This window comes from Marinobacter sp. M5B (assembly GCF_042604615.1).
In the GTDB taxonomy this organism is placed as follows: domain Bacteria; phylum Pseudomonadota; class Gammaproteobacteria; order Pseudomonadales; family Oleiphilaceae; genus Marinobacter; species Marinobacter salarius.
Window position 1 is genome coordinate 2251333 of the sequence record NZ_CP156894.1, and the last position, 19791, is coordinate 2271123.

At 54.9% G+C, this 19791-nt stretch carries 18 protein-coding genes; 8 read left to right on the forward strand and 10 right to left on the reverse strand.

The window, feature by feature from the left end; translation table 11 throughout:
* Positions 1–35 precede the first annotated feature (35 nt).
* Positions 36–2228: a TonB-dependent receptor plug domain-containing protein gene (locus AAGD24_RS10200; protein WP_379864956.1), complete on the reverse strand. Its 2193-nt coding sequence runs from the start codon at positions 2226–2228 to the stop codon at positions 36–38.
* A 129-nt stretch (positions 2229–2357) separates the two neighbouring features.
* On the opposite strand from AAGD24_RS10200, the gene AAGD24_RS10205 reads away from it, so the two are divergent.
* Positions 2358–3029, forward strand: coding sequence for a molecular chaperone DnaJ (locus tag AAGD24_RS10205; RefSeq protein WP_075194817.1), 672 nt, complete (start codon positions 2358–2360; stop codon positions 3027–3029).
* Here the strand turns inward: AAGD24_RS10205 and AAGD24_RS10210 are convergent.
* From AAGD24_RS10210 to AAGD24_RS10225, 4 genes are all read right to left on the reverse strand, one after another.
* Positions 3000–4004 (reverse strand): bile acid:sodium symporter family protein, encoded by a 1005-nt coding sequence (locus AAGD24_RS10210; RefSeq protein WP_036207138.1) that lies wholly within the window; start codon positions 4002–4004, stop codon positions 3000–3002. The two genes, AAGD24_RS10205 and AAGD24_RS10210, sit on opposite strands and share 30 nt — an antisense overlap.
* A complete protein-coding gene (locus AAGD24_RS10215) occupies positions 4001–4681 on the reverse strand; it encodes a FadR/GntR family transcriptional regulator (RefSeq protein WP_036207141.1) in 681 nt (226 codons plus the stop codon). Before AAGD24_RS10215 ends, AAGD24_RS10210 begins: the two co-directional genes overlap by 4 nt.
* An 88-nt stretch (positions 4682–4769) precedes the next feature.
* Positions 4770–6251 (reverse strand): NAD(P)/FAD-dependent oxidoreductase, encoded by a 1482-nt coding sequence (locus tag AAGD24_RS10220; protein WP_228209647.1) that lies wholly within the window; start codon positions 6249–6251, stop codon positions 4770–4772.
* Between the two features lie 78 nt (positions 6252–6329).
* Positions 6330–7298: a beta-ketoacyl-ACP synthase III gene (locus AAGD24_RS10225; protein WP_075194819.1), complete on the reverse strand. Its 969-nt coding sequence runs from the start codon at positions 7296–7298 to the stop codon at positions 6330–6332.
* Between the two features lie 186 nt (positions 7299–7484).
* Between AAGD24_RS10225 and AAGD24_RS10230 the strand changes: the two genes are divergently transcribed.
* Together AAGD24_RS10230 and AAGD24_RS10235 are read left to right on the forward strand one after the other, a co-directional pair.
* Positions 7485–8267 (forward strand): hypothetical protein, encoded by a 783-nt coding sequence (locus AAGD24_RS10230; RefSeq protein WP_091643768.1) that lies wholly within the window; start codon positions 7485–7487, stop codon positions 8265–8267.
* Positions 8268–8358: 91 nt separating this feature from the next.
* Positions 8359–8613, forward strand: a complete 255-nt coding sequence (locus AAGD24_RS10235) for a YdcH family protein (RefSeq protein ID WP_036207155.1) — start codon at positions 8359–8361, stop codon at positions 8611–8613.
* 320 nt (positions 8614–8933) lie between these two features.
* Here AAGD24_RS10235 and AAGD24_RS10240 read toward each other — a convergent pair whose 3' ends face one another.
* Entirely contained in the window at positions 8934–10316 is a 1383-nt protein-coding gene (locus AAGD24_RS10240; RefSeq protein WP_085680747.1) for a PLP-dependent aminotransferase family protein, read from the reverse strand.
* A 165-nt stretch (positions 10317–10481) separates the two neighbouring features.
* On the opposite strand from AAGD24_RS10240, the gene dctP reads away from it, so the two are divergent.
* The 4 genes from dctP to AAGD24_RS10260 all read left to right on the forward strand — a co-directional run bounded on the left by dctP (position 10482) and on the right by AAGD24_RS10260 (position 14750).
* Positions 10482–11537: a TRAP transporter substrate-binding protein DctP gene (gene dctP, locus AAGD24_RS10245; protein ID WP_379864960.1), complete on the forward strand. Its 1056-nt coding sequence runs from the start codon at positions 10482–10484 to the stop codon at positions 11535–11537.
* Between the two features lie 68 nt (positions 11538–11605).
* Positions 11606–12121 carry a TRAP transporter small permease subunit gene (locus tag AAGD24_RS10250; RefSeq protein ID WP_075194823.1) on the forward strand — a complete coding sequence of 172 codons (516 nt, stop codon included), beginning with the start codon at positions 11606–11608 and terminating at the stop codon, positions 12119–12121.
* Positions 12118–13440: a TRAP transporter large permease subunit gene (locus tag AAGD24_RS10255; protein ID WP_041334889.1), complete on the forward strand. Its 1323-nt coding sequence runs from the start codon at positions 12118–12120 to the stop codon at positions 13438–13440. Before AAGD24_RS10250 ends, AAGD24_RS10255 begins: the two co-directional genes overlap by 4 nt.
* Before the next feature lie 23 nt (positions 13441–13463).
* Positions 13464–14750, forward strand: coding sequence for a hydroxymethylglutaryl-CoA reductase, degradative (locus AAGD24_RS10260; protein ID WP_085680745.1), 1287 nt, complete (start codon positions 13464–13466; stop codon positions 14748–14750).
* On the opposite strand, the gene AAGD24_RS10265 is transcribed toward AAGD24_RS10260, so the two are convergent.
* Positions 14742–15647: a LysR substrate-binding domain-containing protein gene (locus tag AAGD24_RS10265; RefSeq protein WP_379864963.1), complete on the reverse strand. Its 906-nt coding sequence runs from the start codon at positions 15645–15647 to the stop codon at positions 14742–14744. The two genes, AAGD24_RS10260 and AAGD24_RS10265, sit on opposite strands and share 9 nt — an antisense overlap.
* An 86-nt stretch (positions 15648–15733) precedes the next feature.
* Positions 15734–16366 carry an NAD(P)H-dependent oxidoreductase gene (locus tag AAGD24_RS10270; RefSeq protein WP_379864965.1) on the reverse strand — a complete coding sequence of 211 codons (633 nt, stop codon included), beginning with the start codon at positions 16364–16366 and terminating at the stop codon, positions 15734–15736.
* Between the two features lie 165 nt (positions 16367–16531).
* On the opposite strand from AAGD24_RS10270, the gene AAGD24_RS10275 reads away from it, so the two are divergent.
* The gene (locus AAGD24_RS10275) at positions 16532–17473 is read left to right on the forward strand and encodes a DMT family transporter (RefSeq protein WP_159265638.1); all 942 of its coding nucleotides are present in this window, start codon (positions 16532–16534) and stop codon (positions 17471–17473) included.
* Here AAGD24_RS10275 and AAGD24_RS10280 read toward each other — a convergent pair.
* Together AAGD24_RS10280 and AAGD24_RS10285 are read right to left on the reverse strand one after the other, a co-directional pair.
* Positions 17457–18680, reverse strand: a complete 1224-nt coding sequence (locus AAGD24_RS10280) for an MFS transporter (protein WP_051946929.1) — start codon at positions 18678–18680, stop codon at positions 17457–17459. The two genes, AAGD24_RS10275 and AAGD24_RS10280, sit on opposite strands and share 17 nt — an antisense overlap.
* A gap of 92 nt (positions 18681–18772) precedes the next feature.
* Entirely contained in the window at positions 18773–19693 is a 921-nt protein-coding gene (locus tag AAGD24_RS10285) for a peptidoglycan-binding protein (protein ID WP_379864968.1), read from the reverse strand.
* Positions 19694–19791 lie beyond the last annotated feature (98 nt).

Here is a 19791-nt window from a genome sequence, read left to right on the forward strand (position 1 = left end):
ACCGTCCAGGGTCGGGTATCGTCCGTGTGGTGCCTTTAGAATCTTACGCCGACTTCAGCGAAGAACTGGTTATGGTCCTTGATGACGTTATCTGGACTCAGATCCACGTCGCGGTCCAGGTAGTGCTGCATGGTAACGGCAAACTCATAGCTGTAGCCGGTTTTGAAAATGTGCCTTGCCAGCCTCAGGTCCAGACGTTCGAAATGTGAGCGCCGGAACTCATCCGCAAAATAGAACGCCGCTGACGAGGTCAGGTTGAAAGGCAGATCCTGTATCCACGCAAAACTTCCTGAATGCCTGACCGACAACCGCCCCAACAGGTCAATGGCGTATTGTTTGTCGCCGGCATCGCGATCATTGGCGCCGGTATAGCGGCCATCCTGATCCAGATAAGCATAGCTCATCCTCAGTTTTGTACCGGGAAAGTCCAGTGACGCCTCTACCTCAAAGCCTTTCTGATCGAGCGCGACATTGTTGTCGATGGTCCAGTCTTCTTCGTTGATGATACCGCTGATCATGTCCCGAAGCTTGTCGTTGAAATAGCGAACTTCCAGTGACAAGGTGGAACTATCCAGATAATACTGGCCAAAATAGCTTATTTCCCGAGAGGTTATGCGCTCTTCTTCAAGTGTTTTGCCATACGTCGACGTGGCTGGGTCGACCAGATTTTCGACCAGGAATCGTTGTCCTTCAAGAAAGGCGTATGGTGGCTGAACATTCCTGGGGCGATAGGACCAGTCCGGGTTCTGTTCGAACGCATCTGGTGTGCGTACCGCCTCGGAGTAAACAAATCGGAGCGTGTGGTTGTTAGCCAGGATGAAGTTGGCAGCCACCCTTGGTGAAAAGTAGCCTTCATCCGTGGTGGTGGTTTTTTCCCAGTTGCCGCCGGCATTCAGGGTAAGCCAGCGTAGAGGTGTGTACTCAAGGTTCGCAAAAACCTGTGACTGGTAGTTGTTGCCGCGGCCATTGAAATAGGTTTCAGACCGATAGGTATCCTTACGATAACCAAGACCCGATACCAGCTTCAGGTCCCGACTGAACAACAGGGTATCCTGGATTTCGAACTCCAGGCGGGATTCCTCGATGTCTTCATTCAGGTATGCCCTGAAAGGGTCTACTTCGTTGGCCGTACAGGACTCGAGATCAAAGCTGTTTCCCTGAAGAATATTGTCAAAAGTATCCCCGGGGATGCATATGCTCCAGCGCTGCCGTCGATCATAGTTCTGGAAGCTGGCCTGTACATGATAGAAATGGCTTTCGGAGGTCGTCACGTTCAGGCGGGTTTGCAGATAGTAGTCGTCGACGATGATATCAGGATGGTCATCGGCGCCGAGCTTGCCGTTCTTGATCTGGTCCTCCTCGTTAACGCCATCCACCACACCACCGCGCAGGTCCAAACTGTATTGGCTGTTCAGGAACAAACTGCTGTCGTAGTTAAAGGTGTTGATGTCATAGCCATCATGAAAAGGGTAGTAGATGTCATCGTCTTCCTGCTCATCAAAGCCGTCCGATTTACGCTTCTCGTAGGCCAGGCGCCAGTTGTAGTCGCCAGAGGCATTACCGGCAGAACCAAACACCCGCTTATAGCCTCTGGAACCTGTAATAGCGCGAGCTTCAACACCAGCCGTATCCTCAGGCGCGCGGGTTATGATGTTGATGGTTCCGAGGAAGGCATTGATACCATACGCGGCGCTGTTCGGGCCGCGGCTGACCTCAATTCGTTCTATCAGTTCCAGCGGTACTGGCATGGTATTCCAGTCCATGTCGGACAGGTTAGGGCGGTATGACGTACGGCCATCAACCTGAACCTGCAATCGACGCTGCTCATAATGTACAGTGCCGTGGTAGCTGGTTACCGGGTTGTTGCTCCCGACTTCGGCGACGGTCATGCCAGGAACCAGACGAAACACCTCTACCAGGTTCATGATACCTAGATCCCGGATCATTTCGCCGGTGATGATGGTGGTTGTGCCGGGCACACGTGACTTCGGTTGCCTGAGGCGGGTTGTGGTCAGCACCTCTGGAATTCTGGAATCCATTTCAAAGGCTTCCGGTGAATCGCCAAGCGCTGCCAGCTCGAAGGTTTGTTCGTTGTTTTCCTCCGCCACCGCCGCTACCACCGGAACAACGGCGATGAACGTGCCCGCAAACACCGACATCAGCCGATTGCGATAGGTGTCAGGACGAACAAGCCCCGGAATTTTAATGAGATAGGTCGTAACGGACATGAGTGTCGTTTTATACTTTGCCGAGTGTGGGATTTTTTTATGATGAACGCTTTTTTCATATCCTAGGTGACCAGATTACATTTGTCTCTCTAAAATTTAATGAAAGTCTGATGAATGAGTTACAACTCTATGAATTGTTGGGAAGTATTGGGTATCGAGCCCACTGGTGATCATGCCCGTATCCGGGCGGCTTATGAGCGGCAGGAAAAGTTCGCCTCCGGTGAGGAGCTTGAACGACTGCGGCGGGCTTTCAAGGAAGCAACGGGCGGGGAACCGCAAACGGACAACAGTCCATCCGATGCCGGTAATGAAAGACAGCCTCAGGTTGCTGAGCCCCCTGCGGCAGTGAGGCAGGAGAACCAGGAGTTGGATGCCTCGGAACGACAGGTGGTACGAGAGGTGGTTATCCAGGTCCGAGCCTTGCTGAATGATTCAAGTCGCAGCAAGGACGCGCAGATCTGGAAAGCCATTCTTGGAGAGCCTCCTGCAGATCAGCCTCATGTTCGCAAGGAAATTGCCGACGCGCTGGAACCTCAGGTTCGGCCGATGGCGGAAAACGGCAGCTTCCCGGCGCCGGTTGTGCAGTTTCTGGCGGGGTGGTTCGACTGGTATAGCTTGCGGGATGCACATGCCCACGACGCTGACGAGGACGACATGGAGGCGGAAAAGTCAGCGGGGGATCAAGAGCCGCAGGAAGAACTGCCGCCCCAGATGGTTAACTTCTGGCCAGCGGTCATCGGCTGGATCGTCGGCCTGGCTGTATTGGCTACCTTATTCAGTGGTATGGGGGGCGGCGGCTGACGCGGCCTCAATCCTGCGGCGATACGCCTGAGCCAGCATGGCTCCCACAATGACCTGAATCTGGTTGTAGCACATGATCGGCAGCACGATCATGCCAAACCCGGGGTGCCCGGAGAACAGCACCTTGGCCATGGGCAGGCCGGACGCCAGACTCTTCTTTGAGCCGCAGAATACCACGGCGGCCTCGTCCTCCAGGCTGAATCCAAGCCGGCGAACCACAAACATCGCCAGTACCATAAAAAATCCCAGCAGCGCGAAGCACAGCACGATGGCCAGCAGAATCGCCTTCAACGGCAGGTTCTGCCACAGGCCACTCGCGACCGAATGGGAAAAGGCGGAATACACGATCAGCCAGATCACACACTGGTCATAGCGGGAGGTGAGCGTTTCATTCCGAGCCAGGAAACCACCCAACAAGGGGCGCAGGCCGTGGCCAACCGCAAACGGAAGAAGCAGTTGTAGCACAATGTCTTTGAGCGCCTCCGCCACCGAAAAGCCACCGTCGCCCGACGTGCTCACCAACAGTAACAGCAGAAATGGTGTCAGCATCATGCCAAAGACATTGGATGCAGCAGCGCTGCAGATGGCGGCAGGCACATTGCCCTTGGCCATGGCGGTATAGGCAATCGAGGAAGAAACGGCCGACGGCAGCACACCCAGATAGAGGAATCCCAGCCCCAGATCAGGCGGCATCCACTGAGGCGCAAAACGACTGATTTCATTGATGGGTAATGCCACGAGGGGAAAGAAAACAAAGGTGAAAGCGGTAATGATGATGTGCAGGCGCCAATGGGTAGCCCCGGCTACGATCTGTTCACGTGAAAGCGCCGCGCCATGAAGGAAAAACAGGAGTGCCACGGCCACAGTGCCTGCAGTTGCCAGGGCGTTGGCGGCATCACCACGCACCGGCAGGAACGTGGCAAGGACAATCGCACCTAACAGCAATAGCGTGAAGGTATCGAGCCTGAATTTCATGGATGCTTCTTCCCCAAGGCTTTAAGGCTCGGCTGGAGCAGCGCCCTCGACAGAGTTTCCGCCTTAACGGAGTCCTGTCGTCGGATCGCGGCGAGTAGCAGTTCATGATCCTCCTGGGAAGGTTCAGGAAGTCCTGAATCGAGCTCGGTCAGTTCAATGGTCTGTGCCACCGAATTGGCAAAATAGTCGTACAGCTCCGACAGGGCAGGGTTGTGTGACGCTGCGACCAGGGCTGTATGAAACGCATGATCGTGACGGATTCGGCTTTCAACATCGTCACCGGCTTTCGCCCGCTCATCCAGGGCGAGCGTCATTCTCTCCAGGTCCTTGGCGTCCCGGCGTTCCGCAGCGAGCTTCGCAGCCTCGGTTTCCAGCATGATCCGTACTTCGAGCTTGTCTCTTAACTGGGCCCGGTTGATTCTCCGCAGGGTTTCTCCTGCATCCTTTGTGGCTCGAACGTAGGTGCCATCCCCCTGACGTGTCTCCAGCATGCCGACATGCACCAGGACCCTGACCGCTTCACGAACGGTGTTACGGCTCACGCCGAGGGACTCCGACAGTTGCGCTTCAACGGGCAGCCGTTCGCCAATCGCCCAGTGGCCTTTTTCAATGGCCTGGCGCAGGCTTTCTATGGCGGTTTCGACGAGAGAGCCCTTGGAGATTCTGGCGAGCTGCATGTTTAAGATCCTGATAAATGATGACCCAATCATCCTATGAATATGCCGGGGCTGTCAAATGGACAAGCCTGGAGGGAGCAAAGAGAGGCTAAACGGAGGGTTGCAGGAACTCGTAGTCGTCCGGGTTCACCTCCCGCGTGGCCTTGCGGTAAGTGAAGGTGAAACCGGGCCAGTTCACCGTGTTCTTGCCATCGCTGTCCAGGTACCAGGAATGGCAACCGGATTCCCAAACGCTGTCTTTAAGCTTTGTCTGAACGCCCTCCGAGAACGTTCTAAGCCGATCTGGTTTTACATCCATAGCCGTGCCGGGTGTTGCGCTCAATGTATTGATACAACCCAGCACATACCGGACCTGGGACTCCAGCATGTACACAATGCTGTTGTGGGCGAGGTTTGTGTTGGGCCCGTAGAGCATGAAAAGGTTGGGAAACCCGGACACCGTAATGCCCTTGTAGGCCTCCGATCCAGTGGCCCAAGCCTGGTTGAGCGACGCGCCGTTGCGGCCGGTGATCTCCATCGGTGACAGGAAATCCGAAGCCGCAAATCCGGTCCCCAGGATTATCGTGTCCAACCGGTGCAGAGCGCCGTCGGTGGTAATCAGGCCTTCCTCCACGACACGCTCTATACCAGTGGTGACGAGCTCGACGTGAGACTGATCAACGGCTGAATACCAGTCGTTGGAAATCAGTATCCGCTTGCAGCCGATCTTGTAGTCCGGAATCAGATGCCTGAACTTCTCGGGATCGCGAACCTGGTGTTTGGCAAAGCGCTTTGCCTGCCAGGCAAAAAGCTCGAGCAAGCTGTTAAAGCGGGTGAACGCCAGGGCGCGGCTTTCATTCTTCCAATAGATCAGAGAGCGGTAGATGCGGTCCCAGGCCGGAACCTTCTGGAACAGTGCCTGCTCCCATTTATAGAACGGTCGGTCGGGTTTCGGCAGCACCCAGGCAGCGGAGCGCTGGAAAAGGCTGAGAGCTCTTACCTTTGGCACTATTTCCGGCACGAATTGAATGGCGCTGGCACCGGTGCCAATCACGCCAACATTCTTGCCACTCAGGTCGTAGTTATGGTCCCAACGGGCGGAATGGAACGTCGTGCCTGCAAAGGTATCCAGGCCGGGAATATTTGGCCATGCTGGCTGATTCAACTGGCCGGTAGCGGTAACAATGATATCGGCTGTTTGAGACTCTCCGTCGGTAGTGGTGACGGTCCAGGTGTTGGTGGCTTCGTTGAAAACCGCGCTGGCGACTTCGTTATTAAACTGAATATGCCCCGCCAAATCATATTTCTCAACGCAGTGCTGCATATAATCAAGAATTTCCGGCTGCAATCCGAACTTTCTTGACCAGTCGTGTTTGGGCTCAAAGGAGAAGGAGTACAAGTGAGACTGAACATCACAGGCCGCACCGGGGTAGGTATTATCTCGCCAGGTGCCTCCAACCCCGGACGCCTTTTCCAGGAGGGTAAAGGTTTCTATTCCGGCATTCCGGAGCTGGATGGCCATGCACAGGCCGCCAAAACCGGTGCCAATGATGATCACAGACGGTGTGGTACTGCGGACACTCTCGTTCACGGAATCTTCCGTTTGACGTTATTATGGGAATTCGGATACCGGGTAGAGTATACGTCTGACGCGACTTGCGGTAGATGGTCAGAACCGGATTAACGCAGAACCCCATGTAAACCCGCCGCCAAAGGCTTCCAGCAGAAGCACCTCATTTTTCTGGATGCGACCATCGCGAACGGCAACGTCCAGCGCCAGCGGAATTGACGCAGCAGAGGTGTTACCGTGCTTGTTGACGGTCACCACCACCTGGTCCATGGACATGTTCAGCTTGCGAGCCGTGGCCGCGATAATCCTCAAATTCGCCTGGTGCGGTACCAGCCAGTCCACATCGGATTTCTTCATCTGGTTGGCTTCAAGGGTTTCGTCCACAATTCTGCCCAGGGTGTTCACGGCAATCTTGAACACTTCATTGCCCTTCATGTGAACATGGCCTTTGCCGGCCCGAACCTGGTCGAAGCCATCGCCAATACCAAAGGGTACGTGGAGCAGGTCTTCGTATTTGCCGTCAGCATGGATGTGGGTCGAGAGAATGCCGGTTTCCTCGCTGGCCTCCAACACTACGGCGCCGGCACCGTCACCGAACAGCACACAGGTGCCTCGGTCTTCCCAGTCCAGAATGCGGGAGAACAGCTCTGCGCCAACCACCAGAACCTTCTTGCTGCTGCCGGTTTTAATGAACTTGTCAGCAACCGATAACGCATAGACAAACCCGCTGCAAACAGCCTGGATATCGAAAGCCGGGCAGCCATGGATATCGAGTCTCGCCTGTAGAATGCACGCCGAGCTGGGAAAGATCTTGTCAGGGGTGGATGTGGCGAACACAATCAGGTCGATGTCGGCAGGCTGAAGTCCGGCGGCTTCAATGGCCCTGCGGGATGCTTTTTCAGCAAGATCGACGGTGGTTTCACCTTCTACAGCGATGTGTCGCTGCTCAATGCCGGTACGCTCACGAATCCACTGGTCGCTGGTGTCGACGATTTTCTCCATGTCTTCGTTTGTCATGACATTCTCAGGCAGATAGGAGCCCGTGCCGACAATTCGCGCGTACGTCATGTGCTAGTTTCCTCAGGTGAACGGATCAATACTCAGATTCTTTCAATCATCCTATACCGTATTGATCGCCCCCAGCTATTAGCGTTTTGTCAAAGATGAGCGGGAGATACCCCGGAAAAGCTGGTACTCAGCCTGTAATCAGCTATACCTGTAGACAGGAACTCTTGTTGTGAAGGAGTGCTGCTGATGACAGACCTTCCCCTTGGTATGAAGTATTACCTGCTTATTCTCACCTCAAGCCTGATTGAAGACCTCAATGACTATGGCGTCAAATGGATTGCGAACGAACCGGGCATTGCGATTCGTGACGTTGAAAAGGCGTTTTTCTGCGCCCGGGCCCTCGAAAGCAGGATGCCGGACGAACCTGGTCAGGCGGACCCGCGCCTGTGGCCGGAGCTTATGAAATCTATCCATACCATTCGGCGCGTCCTGGATGTGGTCGAGAAAACCACGTTCGATGCCGTGATCGCCGAGGCCCTGGAAACCACGTCCGATATCGCGCGAGCAGATATCAAGCACGTCTTCGAACAAAAACGGGAAGCGGGGGAGGTGGATTTCCGTCTTCACGGACTTCTCAACACTAAACCAGATTCCGGCAAACCGGACCCTGCAGTGCGCGAGGCCTTCATGCTGAAGCGGGCACGTCGCTATCAAAGCTTTATGGCGTTCGACGGCGCCACACTGAACGACGACGAGAAGGTGATATTGAATGATGCGCAATCGGTCGCCCGCCACATAATGGATGGCGACCGTGATAACCGTCGAATTGATGCACTGCTCGTTATGGGCGCCGTGCTGATTGAAACGGCCAGCGTGAGACCAAAAGCCAGGATCCCACGACTGATCCGGGAGAGCTTTGATCGCATGGCCACCAAGGCTGCGATGGCTCTCGGTGCCATTGTCTATCGTGACGAGTATCTTGAGTTTAAAGCTACTCTCGGATTGGAGCGGCTTGATTCGGATTTATAGGGAGCTGCTTTATAACGTTTTAACGGTTCACAACTCCCGATGATGAATGGCATCCTGACTAACCACTCTGCGAAAAGAAGGAGACGAGGTAATGGGCATTTCCAACCACGAACTTCATAACGAATTCCCCCAGTTTGGCGAATTGATCGACGAACTGAGAAAGAACGACCCGACGTTCCAGCACCATTTTCGGCAGTACGCAGAGCTGGACCAGGAAATCGAAGGCCTGGAACGCAGGGATGCCCCGATCGGAGACGATCAGTTGCACCAGATGAAACAACAGCGACTGCAACTGAAAGATGATCTGTATAAGACGCTTGTAAAGAAGTCGAACGGGGCGGCATAGGTACAAGTTGCTAGGCTCAAAGGCCCCAAAACAAGGCCTCGTAGTGGTTTCCAAGTATGGGGCCGGACAGGATTCATCCATAAAATAGGTAACTACTTAAAACCGATTACGGTTTAACCCTTTGTTGTTATCGATAGATGGATGATTGAAATGAAAAGAGCCGCATCACTGTACAAAGGGTGGAGAATGAAGCGTAACTTCCTCCACCTGGTCCTGACCATGGAACCCCGTCTTCTGAAGGACGTTGGTTACCCACCTGAGCTTGTTGCACAGCGTCTGGATACACCGTTCTGGAAGTTCTGAAAAGCGAGTTGAGGCGGTTATTTCAGCACGGCTGCCTGTAGGAATCGCAGTAGTTTGTGGTTGTTCGCATGGGCAATGTTAATTCGCAGAGCGGACTCCCCGTTTTGGTCAGCCAACTCAAAAAGTTGGCTGGGCGCCAGAAAAATACCCTCTCCTGCAGCCCGCCTGCTTAGTGCCATGACGTCCACACCGTGTGGAAGCGGGCACCATAGGTAATACCCTCCCGCCGGGCTTTCGATGTTGTCCAGGCCGATGCCTCTCAACGCAGACACCGCGTCGACACTCGCATTGGCCACCCGATCCCGTAGCCTCTTCAAATGACGACGATACCGACCTTTAACGATCATCTCGTGAACAATGCGTTCCGTGGTGCTGGAGCTGTTAACCACCGTTAGCATCTTGATGTCCGTCAGCGACGTAATCAACGCGGGATTCGCCGCGATATACCCGCAACGCAGGCTGGCCGACAAGGTTTTCGAAAACGTTCCCACGTAGATTACTCGGTTCAGCGCATCCAGTGACGCGAGGTGGGGTGTTGCCTTTGGCAGTATATCGGCAAAGGGATCGTCTTCGATTAAAACCAGATCATGCCGTTCCGCTATAGTAAGTAGTCGATGCATCTTCTGGAGCGACATGGATGTGCCCGTTGGATTGTGAGCCATCGGTTGCACGAAAAACAGCTTTGGCCTGAACTGCCGTATCTTTTCCTCCAGCATTTCCAGGTCCGGCCCGTCCGATTCCCGCTTTACGCCAATGACGTTGGCTTTCTGAAGTTTGAGTTTGCCAAACATTGGGTAATATCCTGGCGTTTCGACCAGAACAGGGTCGTTGGGCCGCACGAAATGCCGAACGATCAGGTCGAGCGCATGGTTGGCGCCAAACGTCATCAGAATCTGGTCGGGGCTTGCGCTGATTGCTCGGTCTGTCAAAGCACGGGCAATGTCTTCCCGTAAAGCCTGAAGGCCTTGTGGTCTGCCATACTCGAAGTCGTCGGCAAGGCCGGAAGCACTGGCGTTGCGCTTGAGGTATCTGCCGATCTCCGAACTCTCCATCCAGGTCGCGGGTAGGCGGCCGTCACCTGCACGGATTTCATAGTGTTGGTTCAATTGCTCGCGCAAGAGTGACACAAGATCCAGGGCTTCTGTGACGTGTTCGGAATAGGGGACAGGTTGTGTCGGGTTAGCTGCCTGCACGTAGAATCCGGAACCCCTCCGAGGGCTGATATAACCGGTTGCCACCAGGCGATCGTAGGCATCCGTTACCGTGTTCTTTGAAACCCCATGGCTTTCGGCCGCCACCCGGATGGACGGCAGCCGAGACCCGGGCATTAGCTGTCCTGAGTCGATCTGTTGAATCAATGTGTCCGCGATGTGTTGCGCCCGGGATACTTCACTTGCCATATCAACTCCAAATTGTACCAGTAAATAGACTGGTACAGTCCGTGGTACACATGCATTAAGTGTCACTTGTCCATTTTAGTCAGCTGTCCTAGTTTGTACAGGTGCGCCATGCAGGTGTACGCGGCAATAATAAACACAATAACCACCAGTACGATGGAGAACACTATGAACGAATCGATACGCCAGAAGACCGTTGTCGGTCTTCGTCATGCCTGCAAAGGTTTGGTTGCTGCCGCCGCGATGTATACCGGTGTGACGTCGGCCGCAGAGCTGCCTGAGGTGAACTGGCGAATGCAGGCATTGTGGGATGCAGGAACCACTCCCTACGAATTTGAGAAACGATTTGTCAGCCGTGTTTCGGAACTGACCGAAGGTCAATTTACTATCCGGCTTTTTGCTGGCGGCCAACTGGCTCCTTCGGCGCAGGCCTTTGAAGCCGTGAGGGGTGGTGCCTTTGAAATGATGAAAACGTTTGATGGTTACGAGGCAGGCTCGATTCCCGCGTTTGCATTCACAAGCACGATTCCGTTCGGGTTTCCTGAGTCGGACCAATATGAAGCCTGGTTCTATGAGCGTGGCGGCCTTGAGTTTGCCCGCGAAGCTTATGCAAAGGCAGGGCTTTTTTATATCGCACCCACCGTTTACGGCCAGGAACCCATTCACTCCAAGTTTCCGATAAACACACTGGACGACGTTGAAGGCAAAAAAGGTCGTTTTGTCGGCCTGGCCAGCACTGTAATGGCGGAATTCGGTGTATCGACCACGCCGTTGCCGACCGCTGAAGTCTATCAAGCACTTGAAAAAGGCGTGATCGACTTTGCTGACAGGGGGGATCTGACTGCCAACCTGGAAGCGGGCCTTGGCGAAGTGGCCAAGTACGTTATCGTGCCGGGGTTTCACCAACCTACCACTGCTACCAGCTATGTTGCCAACCAGCGTGCCTACGATAAATTGCCGGATTCCTACAAGGCTGCGCTGGAAAGTGCTGCCCGTGAAGTATCCGCAGCCCTTCGCCAGCACAACGTGGCTCAGGACGCAGTTGCTCTGAAGAAATTCGAAGAGCAGGGAGCCGAAATCATCCACCTGGACGCCAATACCGTGGCGCAAGGCCGCCCAACCGCCATGAAAGCCTGGGAAAAAGCGGCTGGCGACGATGAACTGGCCAACAAGGTCCTGGACAGTCAGGTCGAGTTCATGAAGGAACTGGGACTGCTGGAATAATACCCACCCTGCCATTAATCAGAACCAGCCCGGTTCGCCGGGCTGATACCGCAGAGTGAGGAGTAGTTATGTCTATTGTTCAGGGCTACTGCAAGGCCGTCACTGGTCTGAATCGGTGGCTGGCAGTGTTGGCATCGTTGTTGGTGTTCATCATGGTTGCCGTCATCTCCTATGAGGTGGTTGCCCGTTACTTTTTCGATGCGCCCACTGTCTGGGCGCTGGAGTTGTCCACGTTATTGCTTGGCCCCTACTTTATGTTGGCTGGCCCTTATCTTCTGCACACAGCCGGACACGTCAATGTCGATATTGTTTATGGCAAATTGTCTGCAAGGGCAGCTGCCATCGTGGATACGGGCATCTACCCCGTCATCGGGTTGATTGCCTGTGTGCTGATCTACCAGAGCATTCCGGTTGCGGTTAACTCAATTGAATCCGGTGAAACGTCGTTCTCGTCATGGAATCCAGCGATATGGCCGGCAAAAACCTTGATACCGGTCGCCTTTACGCTGCTCTTGCTTCAGTCGATTGCGGAAACGTTGCAGGCAATCGTCCGAATCCGGACGGGCGGGGGGAGCGCGTCATGAGCTCGACCTTTGTTCTGTCCGCGATGTTTATCTCCCTGCTGGTGCTGCTGCTCAGCGGGATGCCACTTGCGTTCGTTCTTATATCTCTGGCTGTGCTTTTTACCGTAACGCTCTGGGGAACAGATGCTCTTGTTCTTTCGGTTTTGCAAACGTTCGATGTCATGACATCCGATGTGCTCCTCGCAATACCACTTTACGTGCTCATGGCCAGTATCCTGCAGCGGTCGGGAATCATTGAAGCCTTGTACAAGGCCATGGAACTCTGGTTCCGACGGCTACCCGGTGGGCTAGCGGTGGGCACCATCGCAATATGCACTGTGATGGCGGCGATGACCGGCATCGTTGGGGCGGCCGTTGCGGCAATGGGTATTCTGGCACTGCCATCCATGCTCCGCCGAGGCTACGACGAAAAACTCGCACTGGGCACCATTTGTGCCGGTGGCACCTTGGGCATTCTGATCCCACCGTCAATCATCACCATTGTTTACGCGGCAACCGCGCAGGTGTCCGTGGGAAAAATGTTTGCGGCGGGGATCATTCCGGGCATGGTGTTGGCAGGGCTGTACATTGCCTATGTAGTGATCCGCACCCTGTTGAAGCCGAGTGTGGCGCCACGTCCGGAGCAGGTGGAAGTATCGGTACGTGACATGTTTGCGTCGCTTAAGTCCCTGATTCTTCCGACGCTGATTGTCTTCAGTGTGCTTGGGAGTATTTATGCGGGTATTGCTACACCGACCGAGGCAGCCGCCGTTGGCGTGGTGGGCGCCATGGTTTCAGCGGCTTTGCAGCGTACCTTCACGCCCGCCAACCTGAGTGCCGCTGCAATGGATACGCTGCGCGTGACCACCATGATCATGTGGATCACCATCGGCGCCAAAATATTTGTATCGATCTTCACCGGTACTGGTGGCGCGGACTCCTTGTTGACGTTTATCCAGGATCTGGAACTGAACCGTTGGCTGGTGTTACTTGCAATGATGGGCATCCTGGTGCTGCTAGGACTATTCCTGGATGAGATCGGCATCATTCTGCTTTGTGTGCCGGTGTTCCTTCCCATTATTAACGCCTTCGATTTTGACCCGATCTGGTTTGGCGTGTTGTTCCTGATCACCGCGCAGATGGCTTATATCACCCCGCCGTTCGGATACACCCTGTTCTACATCAAAGGGGTGCTTCCTGACGGTATCGGGATGGAAACGGTCTATCGCGCCATTGTTCCTTTCCTGTTGCTTCAGATGATAGCGCTGGTCCTGTTTATGGTATTCCCGGATTTGGTGACCTGGTTGCCTAACCAGCTATCCCAACGCCTGGCTTCCTGACAAATGTAATGGAGATTCTTTAAATGCACACTCAAAACTCCCGTATATCCGGCTTTCACAAGCTTTCAATGTCAGAAAGGCTCAACAAGGTCATGGAGGTTGCTGGCCTTGATCGGAGTGTAGAGGCACAACTCTCGAATACCGGTAATCTCGAAGCGTCTGTTGTGGACTCAATGATCGAGAACGCTGTCGGTACCATGAATATTCCTCTGGGCGTTGCGACGAACATGATTGTTGACGGTGAGGACGTCCTCATTCCGATGGCAACTGAGGAATCATCCGTCGTTGCCGCCGTTTGCAACGCGGCAAGGCAATGTCGCGATTCCGGTGGGTTTACTACATCCCTGTCAGGCTCGTTAATGATTGCCCAGGTACAGCTTATTGATGTCAGTAATCCCGAATTCGCGCGACTTCAGATTCTTGAGAACAAAGAGAGGATTCGAGAAATCTGTGACCAGACCGACCCGGTATTGCTGAAACATGGCGGTGGCTATCGAGATCTGGAGGTACGGGTGCTCGAAGGGGGGCGCAACGGACCCATGGTCATTACCCATCTGATCGTCGACACCCGCGATGCGATGGGCGCAAATGCCGTTAATTCCATGGCCGAAGCGGTGGCCCCTCTGATTGCGGAATGGACCGGCGGCAAGACGTATCTCCGGATTCTGTCTAACCTCGCCGATCGTCGCCTCGCAAGGGCCAGAGCCACTTGGTCGCTGGACGCCATTGGTGGGAAGTCGGTTCGAGAGGGAATTCTGTCGGCGTTTGATTTTGCGGATATTGATCCGTACCGGGCTGCAACGCACAACAAAGGGGTTATGAATGGGGTGAGTTCCGTTGTGTTGGCTACCGGTAATGATACGCGTGCGGTTGAAGCAGGTGCTCACGCGTATGCCGCGCGGTCGGGGCAGTATCGTTCGCTGACCCGGTGGGAAGTCGATCAGGACGGTAATCTGACCGGAATGATAGAGATGCCGATGGCTGTCGGGCTGATTGGTGGGGCGACCAAATCCCATCCGACTGCCCGCATTGCATTGGAGATTATGAATACCACAACCGCTGAAAAATTGGCCAGAGTGATTGCGGCTGTCGGGCTCGCACAAAATTTCTCGGCATTGAAAGCGCTCGCTACCACGGGAATTCAGAAGGGGCACATGGCCCTTCATGCCAAGAATATCGCCGTCATGGCCGGTGCGAAAGGCCCGGAAATTGACACCGTGGCGAGAGAGCTGGTTGAGGGCGGAAAAGTACGGGTGGATATCGCTGAGGAGATCCTGCTACGTATGCGGGCTAAAGGCGTGTCATCCTGATTCGAGGCTGGCTCGTAGAAAGTCGATAAACAACCTGGCTCGACGCGGCAGGTAGTGGCGGTCTGAGTATACTGCATAGATGGAGCGCCGGGCAGGCAACGCGTCCAGTTCGAGCTTCCGCAGTTTGTCGTCCGCAAGCTCCTGCCTGATGTATGCGCGTGGGACCAGTGCGATTCCAAGGCCAGCCACAGCCGCATCAACCAATACAAGCGAATTATCGGCCACCAAGGGCCCGGATACGGCAACGCTAAAGGGGGCGTGACTTCTACCTGCAGCGCCAGCTGGAACAAATTCCCAGCTCTTCGCATCGGTGCTGAGGCTGTAAATAAGGCACTGGTGCTGTCGGAGATCTTCTACGGTTAACGGTGTGCCGGCGGACGCCAGATACATTGGAGAAGCAACAAGAACCCTTTCGAGCGCTCCCAGTCTAACCGCAATGAGCGAAGAATCCTCGGGGGATCCGATTCCGCGAATGGCAAGATCAACACCCGAGCCGACCAGGCTGGTCAACTGGTCGCTCATCTGTAATCGAATCGTCAGCTGCGGATATGCCTGCCGAAACTGGAAAATTAACGGGGCCATCACTTTCATCGACAGAGAAACCGGGCTGGCAATAACCAACTCGCCCGACAGATCGCCGGTATCATCAACGGAATCGAGCATTTCGCTGGTCTGCTCAATGATAGAAAGGCAATAGGTGTAGAATCGCTCGCCTTCGTCCGTAAAGCTGATCGTACGGGTATTGCGGTTGATCAGCTTCGAGCCCGTCCAGGATTCGAGGAACCGGACATACTTGGATATAACTGCATTCGAGCAGTGGAACTCGTCGGCAGCAGCCGTAAACGAGCCCAGCTCGTAAATTCGCTTGAAATACTCCACACCCTTGAGGCGGTCCATGCCGGCGCTCCACATCAGATCTTGATTGATGAGGGAATTATACAGGCAAGCGCCGGTGTGTGGCTGAATTCTATCGGGCCTGTTGATCAGACCCTTTGAATCAGTTGGGACAGGGGTCTGCGCACCTTTGGCATGTTCGCCATCCGGTCCTCCGCCGTATCACGGTACCCCAATGCTGCAATGACCACGCTGCTCAGATTATCCTCGTTCAATCGCAGGACGCGATCGAGGGCGGCTGGATCAAAGCCTTCCATCGGCGAGGCATCGACACGCTCTATAGCGGCGGCGGCAAGGGTAAAGCCCAGGGCAATGTATGCCTGTCTTGCGGCCCAGGCCTGCTTGTCAGCGGCCGTTTCCAAACCATTGATGGTACCTTTGATAGCGTCAGCGAACCCGTTCAGATCGGCAATCGCAACCCCTCTCTCTGTCGCCGCCAACTCGATGTAATGATCAACCGTTGAGTCATCCAGATCCGTCTTGGTCGCAAACACCAACAGGTGGGAGCATTCCTTGACCTGTGGTTGCGGTGCAGCGTCTTCATGGATGCGCTCAAGCAGCGAGCGGTCGCTGATGACTTTGATGGTGTAGGGTTGCAACCCATAAGAGGACGGCGCCAATCGTGTGGCCTCCAGTATTCTCTCCAGTGTGCCTTCCGGGAGAGATTTGCCATTCATGCGTTTTGTGGCGTAACGCCATTCCAGGGCTTCCAGAAAATCCATAACAGTCTTCCTCTGTCGGTTTTGGTGGTTGGTTGACTGCTGACACTAAACGATGAGTTTCGGGGAATCGATGCGCAAATCGGCAAAGCAGTTTTCACGAAACGTGTGGTGATCCGTGGTCGCCGCATCGGGATGATAGGGCTCGCAACTAACGGAGAAAAAACCATGAAACAACATGCGAGTACCGCATCTCATCAACCCGATGTAACGTCCATGCTTCTGTTATTGGGCGTTGGCGTACTGATTGCCCTGATGCTGCCGCTTTCCAGGGCCGCCATGGACGTCGGCATGACACCACTGGCGTACGCCTTCTGGCAGGCTTTGGGTGGCGGTATCCTGCTGGTTCTCTGCGGTCGCCGGGGTTCCCCGGTGCGATTCAGCAGGCCCCTGTTTCAATACTTTGGCATCAGCGGACTGACCGCCATTGCCGTACCCAATGCGCTGGCCTTCATTGTTGTTGCGAATATTGGGTCCGGCCTGACGGCGACTCTCTATGCGCTGCCATCCCTTGCCACCTACGGGATCTCCGTCATTCTGGGCATGGAAACACTGAGCAGGAAAAAGTCCGTTGGGCTGAGTCTGGGCGTTGCCGGTTGTGTCTGGATTCTGTCGCCCAATCCGGCGGGCATCAATCCGGACTCGCTGCCATGGCTGCTGTTAGGTATGTTGGTTCCACTGTCCCTCGCTATTGGCAATGTGTATCGCACGTCTCACTGGCCGAAAGGGGCTACTCCAGAGCAGCTGGCCCCTGGAATGCTTCTCGCCGGTGCCGTACTGATTTTACTGGTGGTCGTGGTGACTGGGGGCGCACATTCGCTGCTTGTTAGCGGGATGGATCTCTGGACCATTGTGGCCGTTCAGTCTGTCCTGACTGCGATCAGTTATCGCGGCTTCTTTCACTTACAGAAGCGGACATCGCCAACGTTTCTCAGCCAATTGGGGTTCGTGATTACACCCGCTGGCCTATTGTTCGGGATCGTTTTCTTTGGTGAGTCTTATGGTTGGGCCGTGTGGGGTGGCGTGGTGCTGCTCTTGATAGGTGTTGTACTGGCAAACGGCGCCACCCGTGAACGCAAAACCTGCAACGCGGTCAGGAATCCTGGCTAAGCGCAACGTCGTCGTCGACACGCTCTGGGCCGGACTGCTGACGCCATGCCAATAGAAATATCGCGAGCCCGGCAACAGCGGTTGTGGCACCAACATACCCTGTGGACTGCCATCCTAGGCCGGCACTGATAGCCATCCCGCCCAGCCAGGGTCCAAGAGCATTGGCCACGTTGAACGCTGCGTGGTGAGAGGCGGCGGCCAGTGTCTGGGCACCGTGCGCCACGTCCATCAGGTGGGTTTGCAGCGCGGGCCCAAGGCCAACCATCAAGGCGACCAGGAAGCACATCACCAGCATGGTCCAGATGGTTTCTGTGGCGTAGGGATACAGAAGCAGCATGCTGATGCTCCACAACAACATCCAGCCAACGCTGCGGAACTGGAGGCGATCAAACAGCCAACCTCCGAGGATGTTGCCAACGAATCCTCCGAGCCCGAAGACCGCGAGTGCGATTGGAATCCAGAAGGGATTGACCCCGGTGACTTCCAACAATGTTGGAGCCATATAGCTGAATACACAAAACATGCCGGCAAACCCGATGGAGCCGATGGCGAGCGGATACCAGATTTCCGGGCGATTGAACGCCCGGATTTCCGAGAATGGGCTTTGCCGTTCCTCTTGTCGATTGAGAGGCAGGAAAAGAACAATCATCAATCCGGTAAGGGCTGCGATAGCACCCACAAACCCAAAGGCATACCGCCAATCCAGATGTTGCCCAAGAATCGTTGCCAGTGGGTTTCCGATCAACAGCGCGAGGGTAAGCCCCATCATGACCAGGCTCACGACCTTGGCGCGTTTGTTAAAAGGTACGAGTGAGGCGGCAACCAGGGCGGCAACACCGAAATAGGCGCCATGGGGGAGGCCGGCGATGAAGCGGAACACCAGAAGTGATCCGTACCCCGGCGCCAGGGCACTGGCAATATTTCCCAGCGCGTAGAACGACATCAACAGGATCAGCAGGTGCCGCCGATAAAGCCTGGCACCGCCAATGGCCAGGAGCGGCGCTCCCACGACAACGCCCAGCGCGTACGCACTGATCAAGTGGCCGACCTGTGGTTCCGTAACCCCCAGATCCGCGGCAACGCCGGGCATCAGCCCCATGATGGCAAACTCTCCCGTACCTATCCCAAACCCGCCCATGGCGAGTGAGAATATGATCAGTGTAATCCTGGCGGGAGAGTAGGGAGCTTCCTGCAATTGAGAGGGCATGGGGTGGTTGGCCTTGGCTACAAGTCAGTAAATTTGAAACAAGGCCGCCCAGTGTGAGCTAATCCAACGCATTTCGGAATACGCGTATGTCCTCAGATCAGCCAGCCGAAGAGGAAGTCGAATAACGAGCTGAAAAAACCGCCACTGCTTTTCGCGACAGTGGTGGATTCCGAAGTGTTGCCTGAGGTCGAACTCGTTGCCTGCGATGACTCCGAAATCTCCGGATTGCCAGAAGCCGTCGGTTCGTCTGGCAACTGGTAGTCAACATCCGTTGATGTCTCTTCGGTCGCCTCGGAAGGCACATTGAGAGCCACGGAAGGTTCTGCATCAACGGTTGAGAGCTCTTCGACCGTTGATGTCTCTTCAACAGTTGAGGGCTCGTCAATGGTTTGGGGCTTCTCCATGGCTGAGGGCTCTTCAACAGCCGCAACTTCAACGGGTTCGGTTTCAGGTTCCTCTGCGATTTGAGGTTTAGGCTTTGAATCTTGAGCTAATTCCGTTTCGGGCTGAATCACAGGCTTATCGTTTGTTGCTACGATGGTCTCCGGAGCAGGTGCTGATTCTTCTTCCAAGGTTGGCGCTTCAGTCGATACTGGCACTGGCTCCGGCTTAACCTCCGGTTCAGGCGCATCTGCAATGGGTTGTTTTGCACTGGGTGACCCGAAACGCTGCTTGCTGATTCCCGCGTCAGCCATCGCCCCCTCACGGCTTCGCGCGCTGTTGCCAGTCACGGCATCGCCATCCTTAACGGCGATTCCCAGGGCAGACAACGTTTGTGGGTCCAGATCGCCAGTGGCCTGCAACCCCTCTCGACCGGATTGATACTTCCGGATGGCCGAGCGCAGGGTGTCGTCCATCCACCCATCGGCCTTGCCAATATCATAGCCAGCACCGTAGAGGGCATTTTCAGCAGCAAAGATGGTGTCGGCAGGATCGGCCTGAGCGACTGCACAAAAGGACACCGTCAGCGCCGCAAGAAAGCCGGGCATCCTGGTAAAACGTGAATGGCTCATGGGTGAATCTCTCCCTGATACGCTGTATTTATAGCTATTGTTTGAGTATTGAAAGTATCAGTAATTGAACATGTCGCCCATGACGCAGTTAACACAAG